The 19707-nt window shown below is 72.8% G+C and carries 14 protein-coding genes, 1 tRNA gene and 2 pseudogenes; 10 read left to right on the top strand and 7 right to left on the bottom strand.

The window, feature by feature from the left end:
- Positions 1–227: 227 nt before the first annotated feature.
- Positions 228–1613, bottom strand: a complete 1386-nt coding sequence (locus IG94_RS0122240; protein WP_031039820.1) for an NsdA family TPR-like regulatory protein — start codon at positions 1611–1613, stop codon at positions 228–230.
- Between the two features lie 267 nt (positions 1614–1880).
- Between IG94_RS0122240 and IG94_RS0122245 the strand changes: the two genes are divergently transcribed.
- Both IG94_RS0122245 and IG94_RS0122250 read left to right on the top strand, forming a co-directional pair.
- A complete protein-coding gene (locus IG94_RS0122245) occupies positions 1881–2273 on the top strand; it encodes a hypothetical protein (RefSeq protein WP_052410807.1) in 393 nt (130 codons plus the stop codon).
- Positions 2274–2368: 95 nt separating this feature from the next.
- On the top strand, positions 2369–3241 hold the full coding sequence (locus IG94_RS0122250) for a spermidine synthase (protein ID WP_031039826.1): 873 nt from the start codon (positions 2369–2371) through the stop codon (positions 3239–3241).
- Positions 3242–3254: 13 nt separating this feature from the next.
- On the opposite strand, the gene IG94_RS0122255 is transcribed toward IG94_RS0122250, so the two are convergent.
- Positions 3255–3815 carry a hypothetical protein gene (locus IG94_RS0122255; protein WP_031039828.1) on the bottom strand — a complete coding sequence of 187 codons (561 nt, stop codon included), beginning with the start codon at positions 3813–3815 and terminating at the stop codon, positions 3255–3257.
- 119 nt (positions 3816–3934) lie between these two features.
- Here IG94_RS0122255 and IG94_RS0122260 point away from each other — a divergent pair, with 119 nt between their 5' ends.
- The 3 genes from IG94_RS0122260 to IG94_RS0122270 all read left to right on the top strand — a co-directional run bounded on the left by IG94_RS0122260 (position 3935) and on the right by IG94_RS0122270 (position 7723).
- Complete coding sequence (locus tag IG94_RS0122260; RefSeq protein WP_031039832.1) at positions 3935–4654, top strand: response regulator transcription factor; 720 nt, start codon at positions 3935–3937, stop codon at positions 4652–4654.
- Positions 4651–6135 carry a sensor histidine kinase gene (locus IG94_RS0122265; protein WP_031039834.1) on the top strand — a complete coding sequence of 495 codons (1485 nt, stop codon included), beginning with the start codon at positions 4651–4653 and terminating at the stop codon, positions 6133–6135. Before IG94_RS0122260 ends, IG94_RS0122265 begins: the two co-directional genes overlap by 4 nt.
- A gap of 130 nt (positions 6136–6265) precedes the next feature.
- The gene (locus IG94_RS0122270) at positions 6266–7723 is read left to right on the top strand and encodes a glycoside hydrolase family 18 protein (RefSeq protein ID WP_031039836.1); all 1458 of its coding nucleotides are present in this window, start codon (positions 6266–6268) and stop codon (positions 7721–7723) included.
- A 204-nt stretch (positions 7724–7927) separates the two neighbouring features.
- Here the strand turns inward: IG94_RS0122270 and IG94_RS0122275 are convergent.
- Positions 7928–9166 (bottom strand): annotated as a pseudogene (locus tag IG94_RS0122275) (GH1 family beta-glucosidase); the annotation flags it as partial.
- An 82-nt stretch (positions 9167–9248) separates the two neighbouring features.
- Positions 9249–10292: a LacI family DNA-binding transcriptional regulator gene (locus tag IG94_RS0122280; protein ID WP_031039843.1), complete on the bottom strand. Its 1044-nt coding sequence runs from the start codon at positions 10290–10292 to the stop codon at positions 9249–9251.
- 502 nt (positions 10293–10794) lie between these two features.
- Here IG94_RS0122280 and IG94_RS0122285 point away from each other — a divergent pair.
- The 5 genes and pseudogenes from IG94_RS0122285 (at position 10795) to IG94_RS0122305 (ending at position 17104) form a co-directional block, all read left to right on the top strand.
- A complete protein-coding gene (locus tag IG94_RS0122285; RefSeq protein ID WP_031039845.1) occupies positions 10795–12114 on the top strand; it encodes an ABC transporter substrate-binding protein in 1320 nt (439 codons plus the stop codon).
- Between the two features lie 391 nt (positions 12115–12505).
- Complete coding sequence (locus IG94_RS0122290) at positions 12506–13501, top strand: carbohydrate ABC transporter permease (protein WP_031039847.1); 996 nt, start codon at positions 12506–12508, stop codon at positions 13499–13501.
- A 14-nt stretch (positions 13502–13515) separates the two neighbouring features.
- Positions 13516–14439 (top strand): carbohydrate ABC transporter permease, encoded by a 924-nt coding sequence (locus IG94_RS0122295; protein WP_031039850.1) that lies wholly within the window; start codon positions 13516–13518, stop codon positions 14437–14439.
- Positions 14440–14580: 141 nt separating this feature from the next.
- Positions 14581–15860 (top strand): annotated as a pseudogene (locus tag IG94_RS38795) (glycoside hydrolase family 1 protein).
- Between the two features lie 191 nt (positions 15861–16051).
- Entirely contained in the window at positions 16052–17104 is a 1053-nt protein-coding gene (locus tag IG94_RS0122305; protein ID WP_031039852.1) for a LacI family DNA-binding transcriptional regulator, read from the top strand.
- A gap of 74 nt (positions 17105–17178) precedes the next feature.
- On the opposite strand, the gene IG94_RS0122310 is transcribed toward IG94_RS0122305, so the two are convergent.
- From IG94_RS0122310 to IG94_RS0122320, 3 genes are all read right to left on the bottom strand, one after another.
- Positions 17179–17251: transfer RNA gene (locus IG94_RS0122310), tRNA-His, on the bottom strand.
- A gap of 109 nt (positions 17252–17360) precedes the next feature.
- Positions 17361–17963, bottom strand: coding sequence for an oligoribonuclease (gene orn, locus IG94_RS0122315; RefSeq protein WP_031039857.1), 603 nt, complete (start codon positions 17961–17963; stop codon positions 17361–17363).
- 220 nt (positions 17964–18183) lie between these two features.
- Entirely contained in the window at positions 18184–19395 is a 1212-nt protein-coding gene (locus IG94_RS0122320) for a helix-turn-helix domain-containing protein (RefSeq protein ID WP_031039859.1), read from the bottom strand.
- Between the last annotated feature and the right edge of the window lie 312 nt (positions 19396–19707).

Genomic DNA, 19707 nt, shown 5'->3' on the forward strand with positions numbered 1-19707 from the left:
CCCGGGGGTTGTGCGGGTGCGGGGCGGGGCGGGGGTGGGTGTGCGCGGCCCGGCGTCGGTCGGGTGCTGGGCGTGGGTGCGGGGCGGGGGTGGGTCGCGCTGCCCGGCGCTTGCGGGGTGCCGCTGCGCCCACCCGTGCCGCCCCAGCGGCACGACTGCCCGCAGCTGGGGCGGCACGACTGCCCGCAGTGGCGGGGGCGTGCGGCTGCCCGCAGCTGGGGTGGTAGTCAGGCGGGGCGGGGTAGGGCTGCGTGGTGGTTCAGGAAGGCCGCGACCGTGCCGGTGCGGCGGTGGGGGAGCAGGACGCGGGACGTGCCGGCCAGCATCGTGCGGACGCGGGACGACTGGACCTCGCCCAGCAGGTCCAGGACCCGCATGCCCGCCGCCGCGGCCTCGTCGGGCCGGCCGCCGCGGGCCAGATCGTCGGCCAGCTCCGCCGAGTACAGCGCGAGGTTCCGGGTGAAGTGCGGGTCCTGCAGGTCCGCCGCCCGCCGCGCGTGTCGTGCGGCGCGGGGCCAGTCGCCCAGGGCGGACCAGCACTGCGCCTCCAGGCCCGCCAGTTCGGCCGCGCCGTAGAAGCTCATCCACTCGGGGTCGGTGTCCGAGGGGCCCCGCTCGAAGAAGGACTGCGCGCGGCCCAGCGCCTGCTCGCAGCCGACGCGGTCGGCGAGTCCGGCCCAGCCGCCCGCCTCGCGCAGCGCCAGCAGGGACATCAGCCGGGCCGAGCCCAGCGGTCCGGCGGCGCGCTGCGCGGCCTGGGCCGCCCGTACCGCCTCGCGCGGGCGCGCCGCGTCGCGGGCCAGGAACGCCATGTTGCAGAAGGCGTGCGCCTCCAGGCCCGGGTCGCCGGTCATCCGCGAGGTGGCGAGGGCCTCGGCGTAGTGCGAGCGCGCGTCGTCGAAGCGGCCGGAGTCGTGCGCCAGCCACCCCACCGAGATGGCCAGTTCACCGGCGCCCGTGCAGAGCCGGTCCGTGGTCGCCTGCCGGGAGGCGCCGGCGTCCAGCAGCGCGTAAGCGGTGCGCAACGGAGCCCCCGCGCGCCGGTACAGGCCGTCCGCGCCGTGCCGGTCGTCCAGCAACCGGATCCGGCGGACGGCCTCTTCGAGCGCGTCGGCCTCGTCCGGTCCGGCGCGGCGCACGGGGCGTCCGGCCGCCGCCGCGTCGAGGGCGAGCCCCAGGGGGCCCAGCGAGGCGGCGGCCACCGTGGCACCGCTCGTCATGAATGCGCGACGCAGCACGTCGCTCTCCTCGTTGTCGTCGTACGTCTCATGCGTGTCATACGGCTCATCCGTGCTCCGCGTCTCACCCGCGGCGCGCGCCTGGCGGCCGCGTACCGACGCGCGGGGTGCGAAACCCAGGTCGGTGAGGGTGCGGCCCGGGAACATGTGCAGGAACACGCGTTCATAGGCGTAGTTGGGGCAACGGATCTCGCCCGCCTCGACCCGGCCGACGTAGCGCGCGTCGCAGCTGACCCGCTCGCCGATCTCGCGCGCGGCCCGGCGGACCGCCGCCGCGAACTCGGCCGGCGAGCGCTTGCCGCGCAGCCGCCGGAAGGCGAGGTTCGGCCGCGGTGGCCGTTCGGGCTGGGCGGAGGTCACCGTTGACGACGCCATGGCCGGGTCCTCTCGTGCGAACCGTCGAACCATGCCGGGAAGGGCGCGGGCCTGTTTCCGGCGAGCAAGAACGTACCGGCTGTGACGGAGTGGACACAGGCTGTTTGGCTACAAATCGGATATCTCCCCCGTGATCTGCCATGAAGTGCCATCCTTTGCGGCGGCTTTGCGCGTAGCCGTTGACGGTCCGCCGCGTTGAACCGGGTGGACCGGGAGGTCCCGACTCGTGTGACTCGTCCGAGGAGGAGTTCCGTGGTGGAGGTCCGGATGGACATCAGGATGGACACCGGCGTCAGCGATCCGACCTGCGACGCCTGCGACGTCGTGACCGTGCCGACCCGGCAGGGTCTGGAGGCGGTCGACATCCTCAGGCGCGCGGCCCGCGAGGGGGTGGGGTCGGTGATCCACGACGACGGCTGCGACACCCTCGGTTTCCTGGTGCCGCCGGGCACCGCCGCCGCCTGGGACGTGCCGGGCAGCACCTGTCTGGAGACGGACGGCCGCGGCCTGAGCGTCGACGTGGAGGCCGAGCCGCCCGTGGAGGGCTCCGACTGGCTGCTGCCGCCCGGCGAGGCCGACCTGGCGACCGACCCCGCCGTACTGCGGGCCGCGCTCGGCGAGGCCGCCCGGCTGATCAGGGCGGCGGACAGCTGCCGCTGAGCGCCCGGGCCGCGTCCGCCCGGTCGTGCTCCGTGGAACTTCCCGGCCCGGCGACCGCCGATAATGGGCCGATGGGAAAGTCCGGTCATGGGCCGATGGGAAAGTCCAGGAACAGTCGCCGCGGGCGTGCTGCGGCCGAGTCCGTCGTCGAGGACGTCGACGGCGGGCGGGCCGAGCTGGTGCCCGACCGCGACCGGCCCAGGGCCTGGACGCTGCTGATCGACGGCGCCCCGCAGTCCCACGTCGACCTCGACGACCCGGCGTACCTGTCCTTCGAGTACCAGCGCCGCATCGGGCACGTCATCGACCTGGCCGCCCCGCCGGGGAAACCCGTCCGGGCCGTGCACCTCGGCGGCGGCGCCCTCACCCTCGCCCGCTACGTCGCCGCCACCCGCCCCCGCTCCACCCAGCAGGTGGTCGAGCGGGACGCCGCCCTCGTCCGGCTGGTCCGCCGGGAACTCCCCCCGGACCCCGGCGCACGGATACGGGTGCGTTCCACCGACGCCCGCGCGGGGCTGGCCAAGGTGCCCGACGGCTGGGCGGACCTGGTCGTCGCCGACGTCTTCGGCGGGGCCCGTACGCCCGCCCACCTGACGTCCACCGAGTTCCTCGACGACGTACGGCGCGCGCTCGCGCCCGGCGGGGTCTACGCCGCCAACCTCGCCGACGGGCCGCCCCTGGCCCACCTGCGCGGCCAGATCGCCACCGCCGCCTGCCGGTTCGCGGAACTCGCCCTCGTCGCCGACCCCGCCGTACTGCGCGGCAGGCGGTTCGGCAACGCGGTCCTCGTCGCCCGCGACCACCCGCTGCCGATCGCCGAACTGACCCGCCGCGCGGCCTCCGACCCCCACCCCGCGCGCGTGGAACACGGCCGCGCGCTCACCGACTTCACCGGCGGCGCCGTACCCGTGACGGACGCCGCGGCGGTCGACTCGCCGGCGCCGCCGGACTCGGTGTTCACCAAGTGAGCCCGCGGGCCGCTCAGTACGTGCCGATCTCCACCCGCGGCGGGCCGTCGTGCCAGGTGCAGAAGACCGACACCCGGTCCGCGCCCGACGTGAACTCCACCCGGATCCACGACTCCGTCTTCCACACCTGCATCGACCAGCCCGCGCCCGGCGTCGCCGACACCAGCGACGCGGACGCGGTGCCGAGGTCGAAGACCGCCCGGCCGCCGTCGGTGTCGTAGCTCTTGACCTCGCCGGACGCCGCGGGCGCGGGGTCCGACGGGGTCTTGGGGGCGGAAGGCGGCGCCGGGTCCGACGGGGCGGGGTCCGGCTTCTCGGAGGTCTTGCTCGGTTCCGGCGACGGACTGGCCGAGGGCGAGGCGGAGGGCGACGGCCGGCTGGTGGAGGACGCCAGGGACTCCTCCTCGGCCCCGTCCCCGTCCCGCACGCTCGCGTCGGCCGCCGTGATGGGGAGCGCGCGGGGCGCGTCGTAGGCCGTGCCCGCCATCACCGTGTGCACGCCCCACCACGACAGCGTGACCGCCGCGCCGGTGGCGAGCAGCCAGGCGATCAGGTGGACGAGTCCTCTGCGCATCGCGGCCATACTGCACCACCCGCCCCACCCGTGTCGCCCGAACGCGGTGTGACGGTGGCCCGTGCGGAGTTGTCCACAGGCTCGGACCGCGTTGGTCCACATGGCGTACGGTGCCGCCCATGGCAAGTGTGCTCGTGGTCGAGGACGACCAGTTCGTACGCTCGGCGCTGATCCGGCACCTGACCGACGCCGCGCACACCGTGCGCAGCGTCGGTACGGCGCTGGAGGCGCTGCGCGAGGTCGCCCATTTCCGGTTCGACGTCGTGATCCTCGACCTCGGACTGCCCGACCTGGACGGCTCCGAGGCGCTGAAGATGCTGCGCGGCATCACCGACGTTCCCGTCATCGTCGCCACCGCCCGCGACGACGAGACCGAGGTCGTACGGCTGTTGAACGCGGGCGCGGACGACTACCTCACCAAGCCGTTCTCCGTCGAGCACCTGTCGGCCCGGATGGCCGCCGTCCTGCGCCGTGCCCGCAGCGGACCCGCGGAAGCGGCGCCCTCCAGCGTCATCCGCGTCGGCGGCCTCACCGTCGACCCGCTGCGCCGCCAGGCCGAACTCGACGGCGCACAACTCGACCTGACCCGGCGCGAGTTCGACCTGCTCGCCTTCCTGGCCGGGCGGCCGGGCGTCGTCGTCCCCCGCAAGGAGCTGCTCGCCGAGGTGTGGCAGCAGTCGTACGGCGACGACCAGACCATCGACGTCCATCTGTCCTGGCTGCGCCGCAAGCTCGGCGAGACCGCGGCCCGCCCCCGCTACCTGCACACCCTGCGCGGCGTCGGCGTGAAGCTGGAGCCGCCGGCCGCCCAGTCTCCCGGAGCGGAGCCGCCACGATGAGATGGGCCCTGGTCAAGGTGTCGCTGGCGGTCACGGCGATGGTCGTGGTCGCCTTCGCCGTGCCGCTCGGACTCGTCATCCGCGAGATGGCCCGGGACCGAGCCTTCTCCAACGCGGAGCGGGAGGCCGCGGCGGTCGCCCCGGCGCTGTCCATCACCACCGACCGCGAGCAGTTGGAGCGCGTCGTCGCCTCCGCGGGCTCGGACGCCGGAATGGCCGTGCACATACCGGCGACCGGAGCGGGGAGCAGGAACGGAGCCGGAAGCGAATCCGGAAGCGGAGCCCCAGCCGGAAGCGGGGGCGGAGAGGCGGACGGTGCCACCGACATCGGCCGGCAGCGTGCCACCGACGAGGACATCGCCGCCGTGCGCGAGATGGGCCGTGCCTCCACCACCGAGGTGGACGGCGGCTCCACGCTCCTCCAGCCGGTCGCACTCAGCTCCGGCGAGATCGCCGTCGTCGAGGTCTACGTGCCCGAGTCCGCGGTCACCAACGGCGTGAACACCGCCTGGGCGGTGCTCGCGGCGGTCGGCGCCGCGCTGATCGTCGGCTCGGTGGCGGTCGCCGACCGGCTGGGCGTGCGGATGGTGCAGCCCGCGCAGCGCCTGGTCGAGGGCGCGCACGAGCTGGGGGAGGGGAAGCTGGGCGCGCGGGTGCCCGTGGAGGGGCCCAACGAACTGCGGCTCGCGGCGGTCGCGTTCAACTCCATGGCCGACCAGGTCGTACAACTCCTCGCCAACGAGCGCGAACTGGCCGCCGACCTGTCCCACCGCCTGCGCACCCCGCTGACCGTGCTGCGGCTCAACGCGGCCTCGCTGGGCGACGGTCCGGCCGCCGAGCAGACCCGGACCGCCGTCGAGCAGCTGGAGCGCGAGGTCGACACCATCATCCGTACCGCCCGGGACGCCAAGCCGCAGACGGCCGCGGCCGGGCCCGGAGCCGGGTGCGACGCCGCCGAGGTGGTCCGCGAGCGGATGGGGTTCTGGTCCGCACTCGCCGAGGACGAGGGCCGCAAGTGGCGGGTGGCCGGCGCCGACCGCCCGGTGCGCATACCCGTGGCCCGCACCGACCTGGCCGCCTCCCTCGACGCCCTGCTCGGCAACGTCTTCCGGCACACCGCCGAGGGCACCGCCTTCGCCGTCGACCTGCACAACGGCGAGGACGCGGTGATCGTGCTCGTCTCCGACGCGGGCGCCGGCATAACCGACCCCGATGCGGCGATGGCCCGCGGCCGCGGCTCCGGCACCGACGGCTCGACCGGCCTCGGCCTGGACATCGTGCGCCGGATGGCCGAGTCCACCGGCGGCGACGTACGGATCGGCTCCTCCGTCCTCGGCGGCACCGAGGTGCGGATCTGGATCCAGCTCGACGGACAGGCGGCACCGGCGCGGCGCGGCCACCGCGGGTCCGTACGGCGCCGGCGGCAGCTGCGGCAGCCCCGGCAGGGCGCGACCATTAATCGCTCCCGATCCCTTCCTTAAGCCCACCCTAAGATCGCCAACCGCCTTCCGTAACAGGGCCTTTGCCCGTTTGCGGGTCGCTAGCGTGCTGTCGCACCCCCACCCCCGCTCGTCCCCGCGGGGAACCGTGAACAGCGAAGGCAGGCACGTGATGCGCACGCACCGACGCAAGGTCAGTGGCAGGAACAAGGCGATCGGCGCCGTCGTCGCGGCGGCCGTGGCCGGTGGCGGGGCGCTGCTGTTCACCAGCACCGCCCAGGCGGCCCCGGTGGGTGCCGCGTACACGAAGACCAGCGAGTGGTCCACGGGCTACACCGGCCAGTACGTCGTCACCAACACCAGCGGCGGGGCGAAGACCGACTGGTCCCTCGAGTTCGACCTGCCCGAGGGCGCGAAGCTCGGCTCGCTGTGGAACGCCGAGTCGACGACCGACGGACAGCACGTCACCGTGACCCCGCCCAAGTGGGACACGGACGGCCTGAAGGCCGGCGAGTCCGTCACCGTCGGGTTCGTCGTCAACGGCACCGCCGACCCCACCGGCTGCCTCGTCGACGACGCCGCGTGCTCGACGGACGACGGCGCCACCCCCGAACCCAGCGGCCGCCCCACCGAGCCGCCGGCCCCCGAGCCCGGCGACACCGCCGAGCCCGCCCCGACGGACACCGGCACGGAGACCGCCCCGGCGCCCACCGGCGCCCCCGGCAACGGCACCAAGGCCGGCGCGGGCTTCGCCCCGTACGTCGACACCTCCCTCACCCCGGCCTACGACCTGCTGGCGAACGCCGAGGCGACCGGCGTGAAGAACTACACCCTCGCCTTCGTCACCGACGGCGGCGGCTGCACCCCGAAGTGGGGCGGCGTCACCGACCTCGGCGGCGACGCCGTCGCCGACCAGATCGGCGCCCTGCGGGAGGCGGGCGGCGACGTGCGCGTCTCCTTCGGTGGCGCCTCCGGCTCCGAACTCGGCACGACCTGCACCTCGGCCGACGCGCTGAAGGCCGCGTACGCCGAGGTCGTCGACACCTACAACCTCACCAAGGTCGACTTCGACGTCGAGGGCGGCGCGCTGCCCGACACGGCCGCCAACACCCGCCGCGCCCAGGCCATCGCCGCACTCCAGAAGGACCACCCCGACCTGGACGTCTCCTACACCCTCCCGGTGATGCCCGAGGGCCTCACCCAGGCGGGCGTCGACCTCCTCGCCGACGCGAAGGAGAACGGCGTGGACATCGGCAGCGTCAACATCATGGCGATGGACTACGGCCCCGCCTACAGCGACGACATGGGCACCTACGCCGAGCAGGCCGCCACCGCCACCCAGGCCCAGATCAAGGGCGTCCTCGGCCTCTCCGACGCGGACGCCTGGAAGGCGGTCGCCGTCACCCCGATGATCGGCGTCAACGACGTGGCCAGCGAGGTGTTCCAGGTCGAGGACGCCACCCAGCTCGTCGAGTTCGCCACGTCCAAGGGGCTCGGCGGACTGTCCATGTGGTCCGCGACCCGCGACAAGGCCTGCCCCGGCGGTCCCAAGCCGTCGGCCGACGCCACCTGCAGCTCCATCGACCAGGAGGACAACGCCTTCGCCAAGGCCTTCGCCGCCTTCAACTGAGCGAACTGAGCGAACTGAGCAACTGGGGCACTCCCCAGGGTCCTTCCGGCCGGGGCCGGCGCGCCCCGCCCGGACCGGGCCCTCCCGACCAGGGCCGGGCTTCCCCCCACACCGGCCCCACGAGCGGGGCGCGGTAACCCCCCACGGGTACCGCGCCCCGCATCCGCCGCTCCGGCCCCGAGGAAGTACCCCGGGGCCGGAGAGTCACTCGGCCGCGTCCACCGGCGGCAGCGTTCCCGTGCGGGCCGCCCGCCCGTACCACAGGGCGCTCGACTTGGGCGTGCGCCGCTGGGAAGCGAAGTCGACGTACACGGCGCCGAACCGCTTCTCGTAGCCGTACGCCCACTCGAAGTTGTCCAGCAGCGACCACAGGTAGTAGCCGCGGACGTCGGCACCGTCGGTGATGGCCTGCCGGACCGCCGCGAGGTGGCCGTTCAGATAGGCGACGCGCCCGGGATCGTCCACCGTGCCGTCGGCGTCGGGCTTGTCGTCGTAGGCGGCGCCGTTCTCGCTGATGTACAGCGGCGTGCCGGGCGCCTCCCGGTGGTAGCGCATGATCAGCTCGTGCAGGCCGGTCGGGTCGACGCTCCAGCCCATCTCCGTACGCTCGCCCGGCGGCTGGTGGAAGGCCACGTCGTCCGCTGCCGGCCACGGCGAGTACTCGCTCGCGCCGTGACCGTCGGCGCCCGGGACGCGTGCGCCCGGGTCCGCCGCCGACACGACGGTGGGCGTGTAGTAGTTGAGGCAGATCGCGTCGATGGGCTGCCGGATCTGCTCCAGGTCGCCGTCCTGGACGAACGACCAGTCGGTCAGCGGCGCCGTCGCCTCCAGCAGGGACTGCGGGTAGGCGCCGTGCAGGACCGGGCCGTGGAAGATCCCGCCCGACAGGTCGTCGATCTTCCGCGCCGCCGCCAGGTCCGCCGGGCTCTGCGTCAGCGGCCGGACCGGGGCGGTGTTGAGGCTGATCGCGACCGAGTTGCCGGCCGGCATCACCGAGCGCAGTGCCGCCGTGCCCAGGCCGTGCGCCAGGTTCAGGTGGTGCGCCGCGCGCAGCGCGGCCGCGGGCTCGGTGCGGCCGGGGGCGTGCACACCGGAGGCGTACCCCAGGAACGCGCTGCACCAGGGCTCGTTGAGCGTGATCCACTGCTTCACCCGGTCGCCGAGCGCCTCGCCGAGGAGCCGCGCGTACTCCGCGAACCGGTATGCCGTGTCCCGCTCGGGCCAGCCGCCCGCGTCCTCCAGCTCCTGCGGCAGGTCCCAGTGGTAGACGGTGAGGGCCGGTTCGATGCCCGCGGCCAGGAGCTCGTCGACCAGGCGGCGGTAGAAGTCCAGGCCGCGCTGGGCGGCGGGGCCGCGGCCGGTGGGCTGGACCCGGGACCAGGAGACGGAGAAGCGGTACGCCTTGAGGCCGAGGTCCTTCATCAGGGCCACGTCGTCGCGGTGAGCGCTCCCACCCACAACCAAGGCTTCCACCGCGAAGAAAGGCATCCGCGCCCGGCGGAAGAGCGCGCCCGCCCACCCCCGCTCAGGACGACTCCCGCACCACGAGGCGCGTCGGCAGCACCACCGCGTGGCGTCCGGCGCCCCGGTCGGCGATCTCGTCGAGCAGCAGCCTCGCCATGGTGCGGCCCATCTCGTCCAGCGGCTGCCGGACGCTGGTCAGCGGCGGATCGATGTGCCGGGCCACGATGGAGTCGTCGAAGCCGACGACCGCCACGTCCTCGGGCACCCGGCGGCCCGCGGCGCGCAGTTCCAGCACGGCACCGGAGGCCATCACGTCCGAGGCGGCGAAGACCGCGTCCAGGTCGGGCCGGCCGCACAGCAACTCCCGCATCGCCTCGCGCCCGCCCTCCTCGGTGAAGTCGCCGTTCGCGACCAGCTCGTCGGCGACCGGGGCGCCGGCGTCGCGCAGCGCCTGGCGGTACCCGTCGAGCCGTTCCCGGGCCGCCTCCATGTCGAGCGGCCCGGTGATGGTGCCGACGGTGCGCCGGCCGCCCGCCAGCAGATGCCGGACGGCGATCTCGGCACCGCCGCGGTTGTCGGCCCGGACGTGCCCCAGCGGCTCGCGGTCCCCGCGCCGGCCCGCCAGCACCGTCGGGATGGCGAGGGCGTCCAGCTGGTCGGGGAGCGTGTCGTCGCTGTGCACCGCGACCATCAGCACGCCGTCCACCCGCTGGCCGGAGAGGTACGGGGCGAGCCGCGTGTACTCCTTCGCGTCGTGGACCATGACCAGCAGCAGCCGCATCCCGGCGTCCGCGAGGCCCGCGGACACGCCCCGGATGATCCCCGAGAAGTACGGCTCGGAGAACAGCCGGGTCTGCGCGTCCGGGACCACCAGGGCCACCGAGTCGGTGCGCCGGGTGACCAGGGAGCGGGCGGCCGGGTTGGGGACGTAGCCGAGTTCGGCGATGGCCCGCTCCACGGCCGCGCGGGAACGGTCGCTGACCTTGGGTGAACCGTTGATGACCCGGGAGACCGTGCCGCGGCCCACGCCGGCCAGGGCGGCCACCGCGTTCAGGGTCGGACGCCGGGCGTCCGGGGCGCCGGGCGGGTGTTCGGCAGGGCTCATCGTTCACCTTCCGGCGTTTCGGTGGGGGACCGGCTTCATTCTGACCCAGAGTGTCCGGGTGGTGCCCGCGCGGATCCCTCCGGAGCACGCCCTCCTGGTTAACTCGTCGGTGACCTGCGGGAATTGCTGAGGCAACGGCCAAATGACGGGGGGATCACGGCTGGTGGCGTGACACATTCACGTGACGTGCGGAACACGCTTGCGCAACAACGCCGTTTTCAACTCTTGACACCTGGGTCCGCTAGCAACCAGTCTTCGGGACAAGCCGCGTGGGAGCGGTCCCACGGAGTTCCGGGACTGGCTTCCGTGTGGAACGAAGCACCATCGGCCCTCCCTCCACCTCGCATGGCACACCGTTGACCAGCATCTTCGCACCGCTTGCCGCGATGCGCGGGGCTGGCCGCTGCTCGAACCGAGAGGGCAGTCCGGACCGTCGAACCCGGCGGTCTGATTCCTGAGGTTTCCTGAGGTCCCCGTTCCCACTGGAACAAGGAGTAGTGGAATGCGCATCACCCGAACCGGCGGCGGTCGTGGCCGCAGAGCAGCGGTCCTGACCACGTCGGTCCTGACGGCCTCGGCCCTGCTGCTGACCGGCTGCAGCAGCGACAGCGACTCGGACTCCTCGGACTCCGACGGGAAGATCACCCTCAAGCTCACCGACTACGGGCAGTTCGGCTACAAGGAAGCCGGCCTGCTGAAGAAGTACGAGGAGCTCCACCCGAACATCAAGGTGGAGGAGGAGACGACCTCGACCGAGCCGGACTACTACCCGAAGCTCCTGCAGCAGCTGAACTCCAACAGCGGTCTGGGAGACGTCGTCGGCGTCGAGGTGGCCCGCATCAAGGAGGTCGTGGACACCCAGGCGGACAAGTTCACCGACCTCAAGGACAGCATCGACGTCAGCCAGTGGGTGGACTGGAAGGCGAAGCAGGCCACCACCAAGGACGGCGCGGTCATCGGCGCCGGCACCGACATCGGCCCGATGTCCCTCTGCTACCGCCGGGACCTCTTCGAGAAGGCGGGCCTGCCGACCGAGCGCGAGGAGGTCGCCGAGGCGGTCGCGGGCGGCTGGGAGGACTACCTGAAGCTCGGTGAGCAGTACAAGGAGAAGGCGCCCGAGGGCACCTACTTCATGGACTCCGCCAGCGCCATGTTCAACGGAGTCGTCAGCTCCTCCGAGACCCAGTACTACGACGCCGACGGCAAGGCGATCTACAAGGACAGCCCCGGTGTGAAGAAGGGCTGGGACCTCGCCGCCGAGGCCGCGGAGAAGAAGCTGAGCCAGGGCCTGCCGCAGTTCCAGGACCCGTGGAAGGCGGCGCTGCGCAAGGGCAGCGTGGCCTCCGTCGTGTGCCCCGCCTGGATGTCGCTGCAGATCCAGGACTACTCCGGTGAGGACTACGCCGGCAAGTGGGACATCACCAACTCGCCCGGCGACACCGCGGCCAACTGGGGCGGTTCCTTCCTGACCGTGCCCAAGAGCAGCAAGCACGCCAAGGAGGCCACCGAGCTGGTCAAGTGGCTGACCGCGCCCGAGCAGCAGGCCGCCGTGTTCAAGGCCGCCGGCCTCTTCCCGTCCAACCAGAAGGCCTATGAGCTGGCCGACGTGAAGAACGGCAAGCTCGAGTACTTCAACAACGCCCCCGTCGGCCAGATCTACGCCGAGGAGTCCAAGTCCATCCCGGTGGCGGTGCTGGGCCCGAAGGACGGCGCGATCAAGGAAACGTTCTCCAACGAGATCAACAACATGGAGCAGCGCGGCACCGAGCCCGACAAGGCCTGGGGCGCGGCGACCGAGGCCATCGACAAGGCCATCGGCTGACCCGCGCCGCTGCGGGCGGTACACCAGCCCGCCCCGCACCGCCCGCACCGGCGCACCGGGGGCCGTGAAGGAACGACGGCCCCCGCCCGCAGACGCGGGGGCGTCCGCAGCAGGCCCGGCCGAACCCGGCGGGTCTGCTGCGCGGCGTCAGGTCCGCGTCCGGTCCGTGGGAGGCAGCGCCGCCGCCCCGGCCCGGCGCCCTGCCCGGACCCACTCCGATCACTCCGACCGGGACCGGTCGCCGGGGTCACCGGCACCGGCACCACCGACCGTCCCGAGGACCGCACGCCGTCCACGCACCACCGGCCGCCCGCACACCACCGGCCGTCCCGAGCGCCGCAGGCCGCCTCCCGCCCCACCAGGCCCGACCTCCCAGGGAAGGACTCCCTCCGTGGCAACGACAACCCCCACCCGGGGTGCCAGCACACCGCCGCCCTCCGGCGGCCCGCGCACCGCGTACAAGGAACGCAGCGCGTGGCGTTCGCGGCTGTGGCGCTTCGACGACAAGGCGTCGCCGTACGCCTACATCGCCCCCTTCTTCCTCATCTTCGGCGCCTTCGGGCTCTATCCGCTCATCTACACCGGATGGATCGCCCTGCACCGGGTGGAGATGACGAGCCTCGACCAGTCCGAGTGGGTCGGCCTCGACAACTTCGCCACCATCCTCCAGGACTCCGAGTTCTGGACGGCCGTCTCCAACACCTTCCTCATCGGCGTCATCTCGACCGTCCCGCAGCTGATGGTCGCGCTGGGCCTGGCCCACCTGCTCAACTACAAGCTGCGGGCCAGCACCTTCTGGCGCACGATCATCCTCACCCCGTACGCCACCTCGGTCGCGACCGCGGCCCTCGTCTTCGCCCTGGTGTTCCGGGCCGACGGCGGCCTCCTCAACTGGGTGCTCGAACCCTTCGGCGGCGGGGACATCGACTGGGGCAACGGCCACTGGACCTCGAAGATCGCCATCTCGATCATCGTGATCTGGCGCTGGACCGGCTACAACGCCCTGATCTACCTGGCCGCCATGCAGGCCGTGCCGAGCGATCTCTACGAGGCGGCCTCGATCGACGGCGCCTCGCGCTGGCAGCAGTTCCGCAAGGTGACCATCCCCTCGCTGCGGCCGACGATCCTGTTCACCATCGTCATCTCGACCATCGGCTCGATGCAGCTGTTCGGTGAACCGCTGCTGCTGCAGGGCGGCACACTCGGCTCCATCGGCGGCAGCGAGCACCAGTACGAGACGCTCAGCATCTACCTCTACAACTACGGCTGGAAGCTCCAGCACCTCGGCCTGTCCGCCGCCGTGGCCTGGGCCATGCTCGTCCTGCTGCTGCTCATCGCCCTGATCAACTGGATCGTCAGCCGGTTCGTGCGCAAGAGCGCGGCCTGACGGGAGCGACAACGATGACCACGACAAGTACTCCCCAGCAGATCGCCCCGGGCGTGGCCCCGGCCGCGCAGCTCCCCGGCGGCCCCGGCAAGGGCCGCCGCCTCAGGATCGGCGCCGGCCAGCAGCTCAAGGGCGGTCCCTTCACCTATCTCGCGCTGATCGTCGTCGGGATCGGGTCCCTCTTCCCGCTGTACTGGACCCTGGTGGCGGCCTCGCACGACCAGCAGCGCGTCCTCGACAACCCGCCGCCGTTCATCCCCGGCGGCAGACTGTTCACCAACCTGGAAGCGGCCTGGGAGCAGGCCAACCTCGGCAAGGCCATCGTCAACAGCGTCATCGTGTCCGGCTCCATCACGATCGCCACGCTGTTCTTCTGCACGCTGGCCGGCTACGCCTTCGCCAAGATGCGGTTCCGCGGCCGCAACATCCTGATGACCGCGGTCATCGCCACCCTCACCATCCCGCCGCAGCTCAGCGTCGTGCCGCTGTTCATGCTGATGTCGGACATCGGCTGGAACGGACAGCTGGAGTCGGTGATCTTCCCGACCCTCGTCGGCGCCTTCGGTGTGTTCTTCATGCGCCAGTACCTCATCGAGGCGCTGCCGTACGAACTGATCGAGGCGGCCAAGGTGGACGGTGCGAACAACCTCCGCATCGTGTGGAGCATCGTCCTGCCCGCGGCCCGGCCCGCGATGATGGTGCTGGGCATGCTCACCTTCGTCCAGGCGTGGAACGACTTCTTCTGGCCGTTCCTCGCCCTGACCCAGGAGAACCCCACCATCCAGGTCGCGCTCGGCCAGCTCAGTGCCTCCTACACCCCCGACCAGTCCATCGTGATGGCCGGAGCGCTGATCAGCACGCTGCCCCTGCTGGTGGTCTTCGTCGTCTTCGGCAAGCAGATAGTCGGCGGCATCATGGCGGGCGCCGTCAAGGGCTGACCCGACGCGCCCCGCGCCGCTCCGGCAGGGACCCGCCCGCGTGCGGGCCCTGCCGCCCACCGCGGAGGGCGCCCGCCCCGCTTTCCCCCAGCGCCGGACCCCCGTCCGGCCCCTCCTCACGCCACCTGGAGCGTTCTCACCATGACCGCCGTACGACCCGAGACCCCCGCCCAGTCGGCCTCCGGCACCTCCTTCCCGACGGGCTTCGTCTGGGGCGCCGCCACCGCCTCCTACCAGGTCGAGGGCGCCGCCGCCGAGGACGGCCGTACGCCGTCCATCTGGGACACCTTCAGCCACACCCCCGGCAAGGTCCGCAACGGCGACACCGGCGACACCGCCGCCGACCACTACCACCGCTACCGCGACGACGTGGCCCTGATGAAGGACCTCGGCCTCAAGGCGTACCGCTTCTCACCGCCGGCCGCTTCGCCGAGTACGCCGACATCACGGCCCGCGCCCTCGGCGACCGGGTCGGCGTGTGGACCACCCTCAACGAGCCCTGGTGCAGCGCGTTCCTGGGCTACGGCTCCGGCGTGCACGCCCCCGGCCGTACCGACCCGGCGGCCACCCTGCGCGCCGCCCACCACCTCAACCTCGCCCACGGCAAGGCCGTCGGCGTCCTGCGCGACGCCCTGCCGCCGAGCGCCCAGGTCTCCCTCACCCTCAACCTGCACCAGGTGCGCCCGCTCACCGACGCCCCCGAGGACGTCGAGGCGGCCCGCCGGATCGACGCGGTCGGCAACCGGGTCTTCACCGGCCCGGTCCTCGACGGCGCCTACCCGGAGGACCTGATCGCCGACACCTCCCACCTCGTCGACTGGGGCGAGCTGGTGAAGGACGGCGACCTGGCGGAGATCTCCCGGCCGATCGACGTGCTCGGCGTCAACTACTACTCGCCGACCGTGGTCTCCCAGCCCGCCGCGGGCGCCGGCACCACCAGCAACGACGGGCACGGCGCGAGCGACCACTCGCCCTGGACCGGTTCCGACGACGTGGCCTTCCACCTCGCCAACGACGACCTGACCGCGATGAACTGGGCCATCGACGCGAACGGCCTGCACGCCCTGCTGACCGGCCTGGCGAAGTCCCACCCGGACCTGCCGCTGATGGTCACCGAGAACGGCGCCGCCTTCGACGACTACGTCTCGCCCGAGGGCCGGGTCAACGACCCGCAGCGCATCGCCTACCTCCGCTCCCACCTGGACGCGGTCCGCCGGGCCGTCGCCGACGGCGCGGACGTGCGCGGCTACTTCCTGTGGTCCCTGCTGGACAACTTCGAGTGGTCCTACGGCTACTCGAAGCGCTTCGGCGCCGTCTACGTCGACTACGCCACCCAGCGCCGTATCCCCAAGGACAGCGCCCACTGGTACGCCGACGTCATCCGGCACAACGCGCTGCCCGCGGACGGCCAGACCGGCTGACCCGCGGCGCACTTCGCGTCACCCGCGCACCGGGAGGACCGCGGCCGGACTCCCCGGCCGCGGTCCTCGCGCGTTCCGCCCCCGGCACCGGGGAGGGGCTGCCGCCGCCCGCCGGGGACGACGAGGCCGGGGACGCACAGGTCGGGGCTGTTACATTCCTGGCTGACAGCTGCGAAGGGAAGGCGGCGACCATGGCGGTCAACGAGGGGCGGAGCCGGGGCGCCAGACGCCCCACCCTGGAGGAAGTGGCCGTCCACGCCGGTGTCGGCCGCGGCACGGTCTCCCGGGTGATCAACGGCTCGCCCCGGGTCAGCGACGCGACCCGCGCGGCCGTCGAGGCGGCGGTCGCGGAACTCGGTTATGTGCCCAACACCGCCGCCCGCGCCCTCGCCGCCAACCGCACGGATGCCATAGCGCTCGTCGTCCCCGAGCCGGAGACGCGGTTCTTCGCCGAGCCCTACTTCTCGGACATGCTGCGCGGCGTCGGCGCGGAGATCACCGACACCGAGATGCAGCTGCTGCTGATCTTCGCGGGCAACGACCGGGAGCGGGAGCGGCTCGCCCAGTACCTGGCCGCGCACCGGGTGGACGGCGTCCTGCTGGTCTCGGTGCACGCCGACGACCCGCTGCCCGACCTGCTGGCCGAGCTGGAGATCCCCGCGGTGATCAGCGGACCGCGTTCGGCCGCGGAGACCCTGGCCTCGGTGGACTCCGACAACTACGGCGGCGCCCGCTCGGCCGTCGAGCACCTGCTGTCCCGGGGCCGGCGCCGCATCGCCCACATCACCGGCCACCTCGACGTCTACGGCGCCCAGCGGCGCGTCGACGGCTACCGCGACGCCCTGGGCGACGCCGGCCACGGGGCGGACGGGGCACTGATCGAGGCGGGCGACTTCACCGAGGAGGGCGGGCGCCGCGCGATGGCCCGGCTGCTGGAGAGCCGCCCGGACGTCGACGCCGTCTTCGCCGCCTCCGACGTCACCGCGGCGGGTGCCCGGCAGGCCCTGCGCGAGGCGGGCCGGCGCATCCCGGACGACGTGGCGCTGGTCGGCTACGACGACTCGGCCATCGCCCGGCACATGGAGCCGCCGCTGACCAGCGTGCGCCAGCCCATCGAGGAGATGGGCCGCGCGATGACCGACCTGCTGCTGACCGAGATCGCGGACCGCCGCCCGGCGACCCGGCGTGCGCCGCGGCGGCAGATGGTGCTGGCCACGGAACTGGTGGAGCGGCGCTCGTCGTGAGGCCGGGGGGCGCGTAGTGCCGCAACGCAATCAGCCGGTGACCTTCTTTCGAAGGTCACCGGCTGATGACACAGGGTGAGTGACGGGACTTGAACCCGCGGCCACCTGGACCACAACCAGGTGCTCTACCAACTGAGCTACACCCACCAAGGCCGGTGCTCGAACCCCGCATGGCGGGACTTCCCGACCGGCTGAGAAAAAGTGTACAGGGTCCGAAGGGGTGCTCGCGCCCGGCTTTCCGGGGGTGCCCGCGTCCCTATCCGGCGGACACGACGTGCTTCGCGGCGATCGCCTTCGCGGTGTCGGAGTCGGGGCCCGGCTGCGGCACGAAGACCGCCTCCCGGTAGTAGCGCAGCTCGGCGATGGACTCGCGGATGTCGGCGAGCGCGCGGTGGTTGCCGTTCTTCTCGGGGCTGTTGAAGTACGCCCGCGGGAACCAGCGCCGGGCCAGCTCCTTGACGGAGGAGACGTCGACGATCCGGTAGTGGAGGTAGCCCTCCAGGGCCGGCATGTCCCGGGACAGGAAGCCGCGGTCGGTGCCGACGGAGTTGCCGCACAGGGGCGCCTTGCCGGGCTCCTTCACGTGCTCCCGCACGTACTGGAGGACCCGGGCCTCGGCGTCCGCCAGCGTCGTGCCGCCGTCGAGCTCCGCGAGCAGCCCGGACGCGGTGTGCATCTCCCGCACCACGTCGGGCATCGTCTCCAGGGCCGCCTCCGGCGGGCGTACGACGATGTCGACGCCGTCGCCGAGGATGTTCAGCTCGGAGTCGGTGACGAGGGCGGCAACCTCGATGAGCGCGTCGTCGGACAGCGAGAGGCCGGTCATCTCGCAGTCGATCCACACCATGCGATCGTTCATGCGGACACCTTACGGTGGGCGCCCGTTCCGCGGGCCCCCGGCGTCCGTGTGGGCGTCTCCGGGGCTGCCGCCCCCGGACCCCCGCTTCGGCCTGAACGGCCTCGTCCTCAAACGCCGGACGGGCTGAGAGCATCGGTCTGCCCGGCGTCGAGGGCTGCACCGGGCGTACGGGGCGGAACGCCGGGCGGGCCGACGGGCCCGGCCGGCGTTCCTGTCGCGCCTACGGTGCCGGGCTGCGCTGCCCCGGGACCGTCGTGGCCGCCGCGGGCAGCGGGCTCGCCGTGCGGCGGGTCTGGAAGGGGACCGCGTTCTCCGGGTGCAGGGCCGCCGGCTGCTGGCCGGGGTCGGGCGGGGGCAGATGCCGGGGGGTCGCCCCCGCGGCGCCGGCGTCCGGGTCCGCCGGGCGGTCGCCCTGGGGGCGGCGCGCCCGGTAGGCCGCCCGGTAGGCGGCCGGGGACGAACCCAGCTGGCGGCGGAAGTGCCCGCGCAGCGCCACCGGCGAGCGGAAACCGCAGCGGCCCGCCACCTCGTCCACCGAGTAGTCCGACGTCTCGAGGAGCCGCTGCGCCTGCAGCACCCGCTGGGTGATCAGCCACTGGAGCGGGGCGCTGCCCGTCAGCGAGCGGAACCGGCGGTCGAAGGTGCGGCGGCTCATGTAGGCGCGCGCGGCCAGAGTCTCCACGTCGAACTGCTCGTGGAGGTGCTCCAGCGCCCAGGCGACGACCTCGGCGAGCGGGTCGGCGCCGATCTCCTCCGGTAAAGACCTGTCCAGGTAGCGCTCCTGGCCGCCGGTCCGGCGCGGCGGCACGACCAGGCGGCGGGCCAGCGCACCGGCCGCCTCGTTGCCGTGGTCCGTGCGCACGATGTGCAGGCACAGGTCGATCCCGGCCGCGGTGCCCGCGGACGTCAGCACGTCGCCGTCGTCCACGAACAGTTCGCGCGGGTCCACGTGCACCGACGGGTAGCGCTTGGCCAGCGTCGGCGCGTACATCCAGTGCGTGGTGGCGGGCCGGCCGTCCAGCAGGCCCGCGGCCGCCAGTACGAAGGCGCCGGTGCACAGCCCGACGATGCGGGCTCCCTCCTCGTGCGCCCGGCGCAGCGCGTCGAGCGCCTCCTGCGGTGGCGGCGAGGTGATCGACCGCCAGGCCGGCACGACGACCGTGCCGGCTCGGGAGATCGCCTCCAGCCCCTGGGGCGCGGTGAGTTCCAGGCCGCCGGTGGTCCGCAGCGGGCCTTCCTCGCCCGCGCACACCAGGAGGCGGTAGCGCGGCACGCCCGCGTCCTGGCGGTCGATACCGAACACCGAAAGCGGTATGGAACTCTCGAAGATGGGGCCGCCGCTGAACAGCAGCACCGCGACGATCTCCTTGCGGCGTCGCCCGGACAGCTTCCGGGTCGCGGCTTCCGGCGCGGCAGTGGAGTCGTGGCTCATGAGTGCTAAGCCCCCCTCGGTGGTCGCGGCGCCCTGATCCTTTCGGGTCTGTCGCTCCAACACGTTTCCCCTCGGTCCTGCACGAGTCCCCCGCCGTAGACAGTCAAGATCGAATCTACTGTGTCCCGTAGCGCCGAGGTGGCCGGTTCGGCACTCGGGACATTGTCGACATGGCAACTTGGCGTGAAGCAGTCGATCACGAAGCGTTGCACTCTGGGGCGCCCCAGGGAAGTGCGCCTTGTGTCAGTGGCCAATCCCCGTAGGGTGCGCAGGGTCTCCGAGACCCTTTCCGTGCAGGTGGAACGGGGGTTG

It is taken from the genome of Streptomyces olivaceus, assembly GCF_000721235.1.
Classification (GTDB): Bacteria; Actinomycetota; Actinomycetes; order Streptomycetales; family Streptomycetaceae; genus Streptomyces; species Streptomyces olivaceus.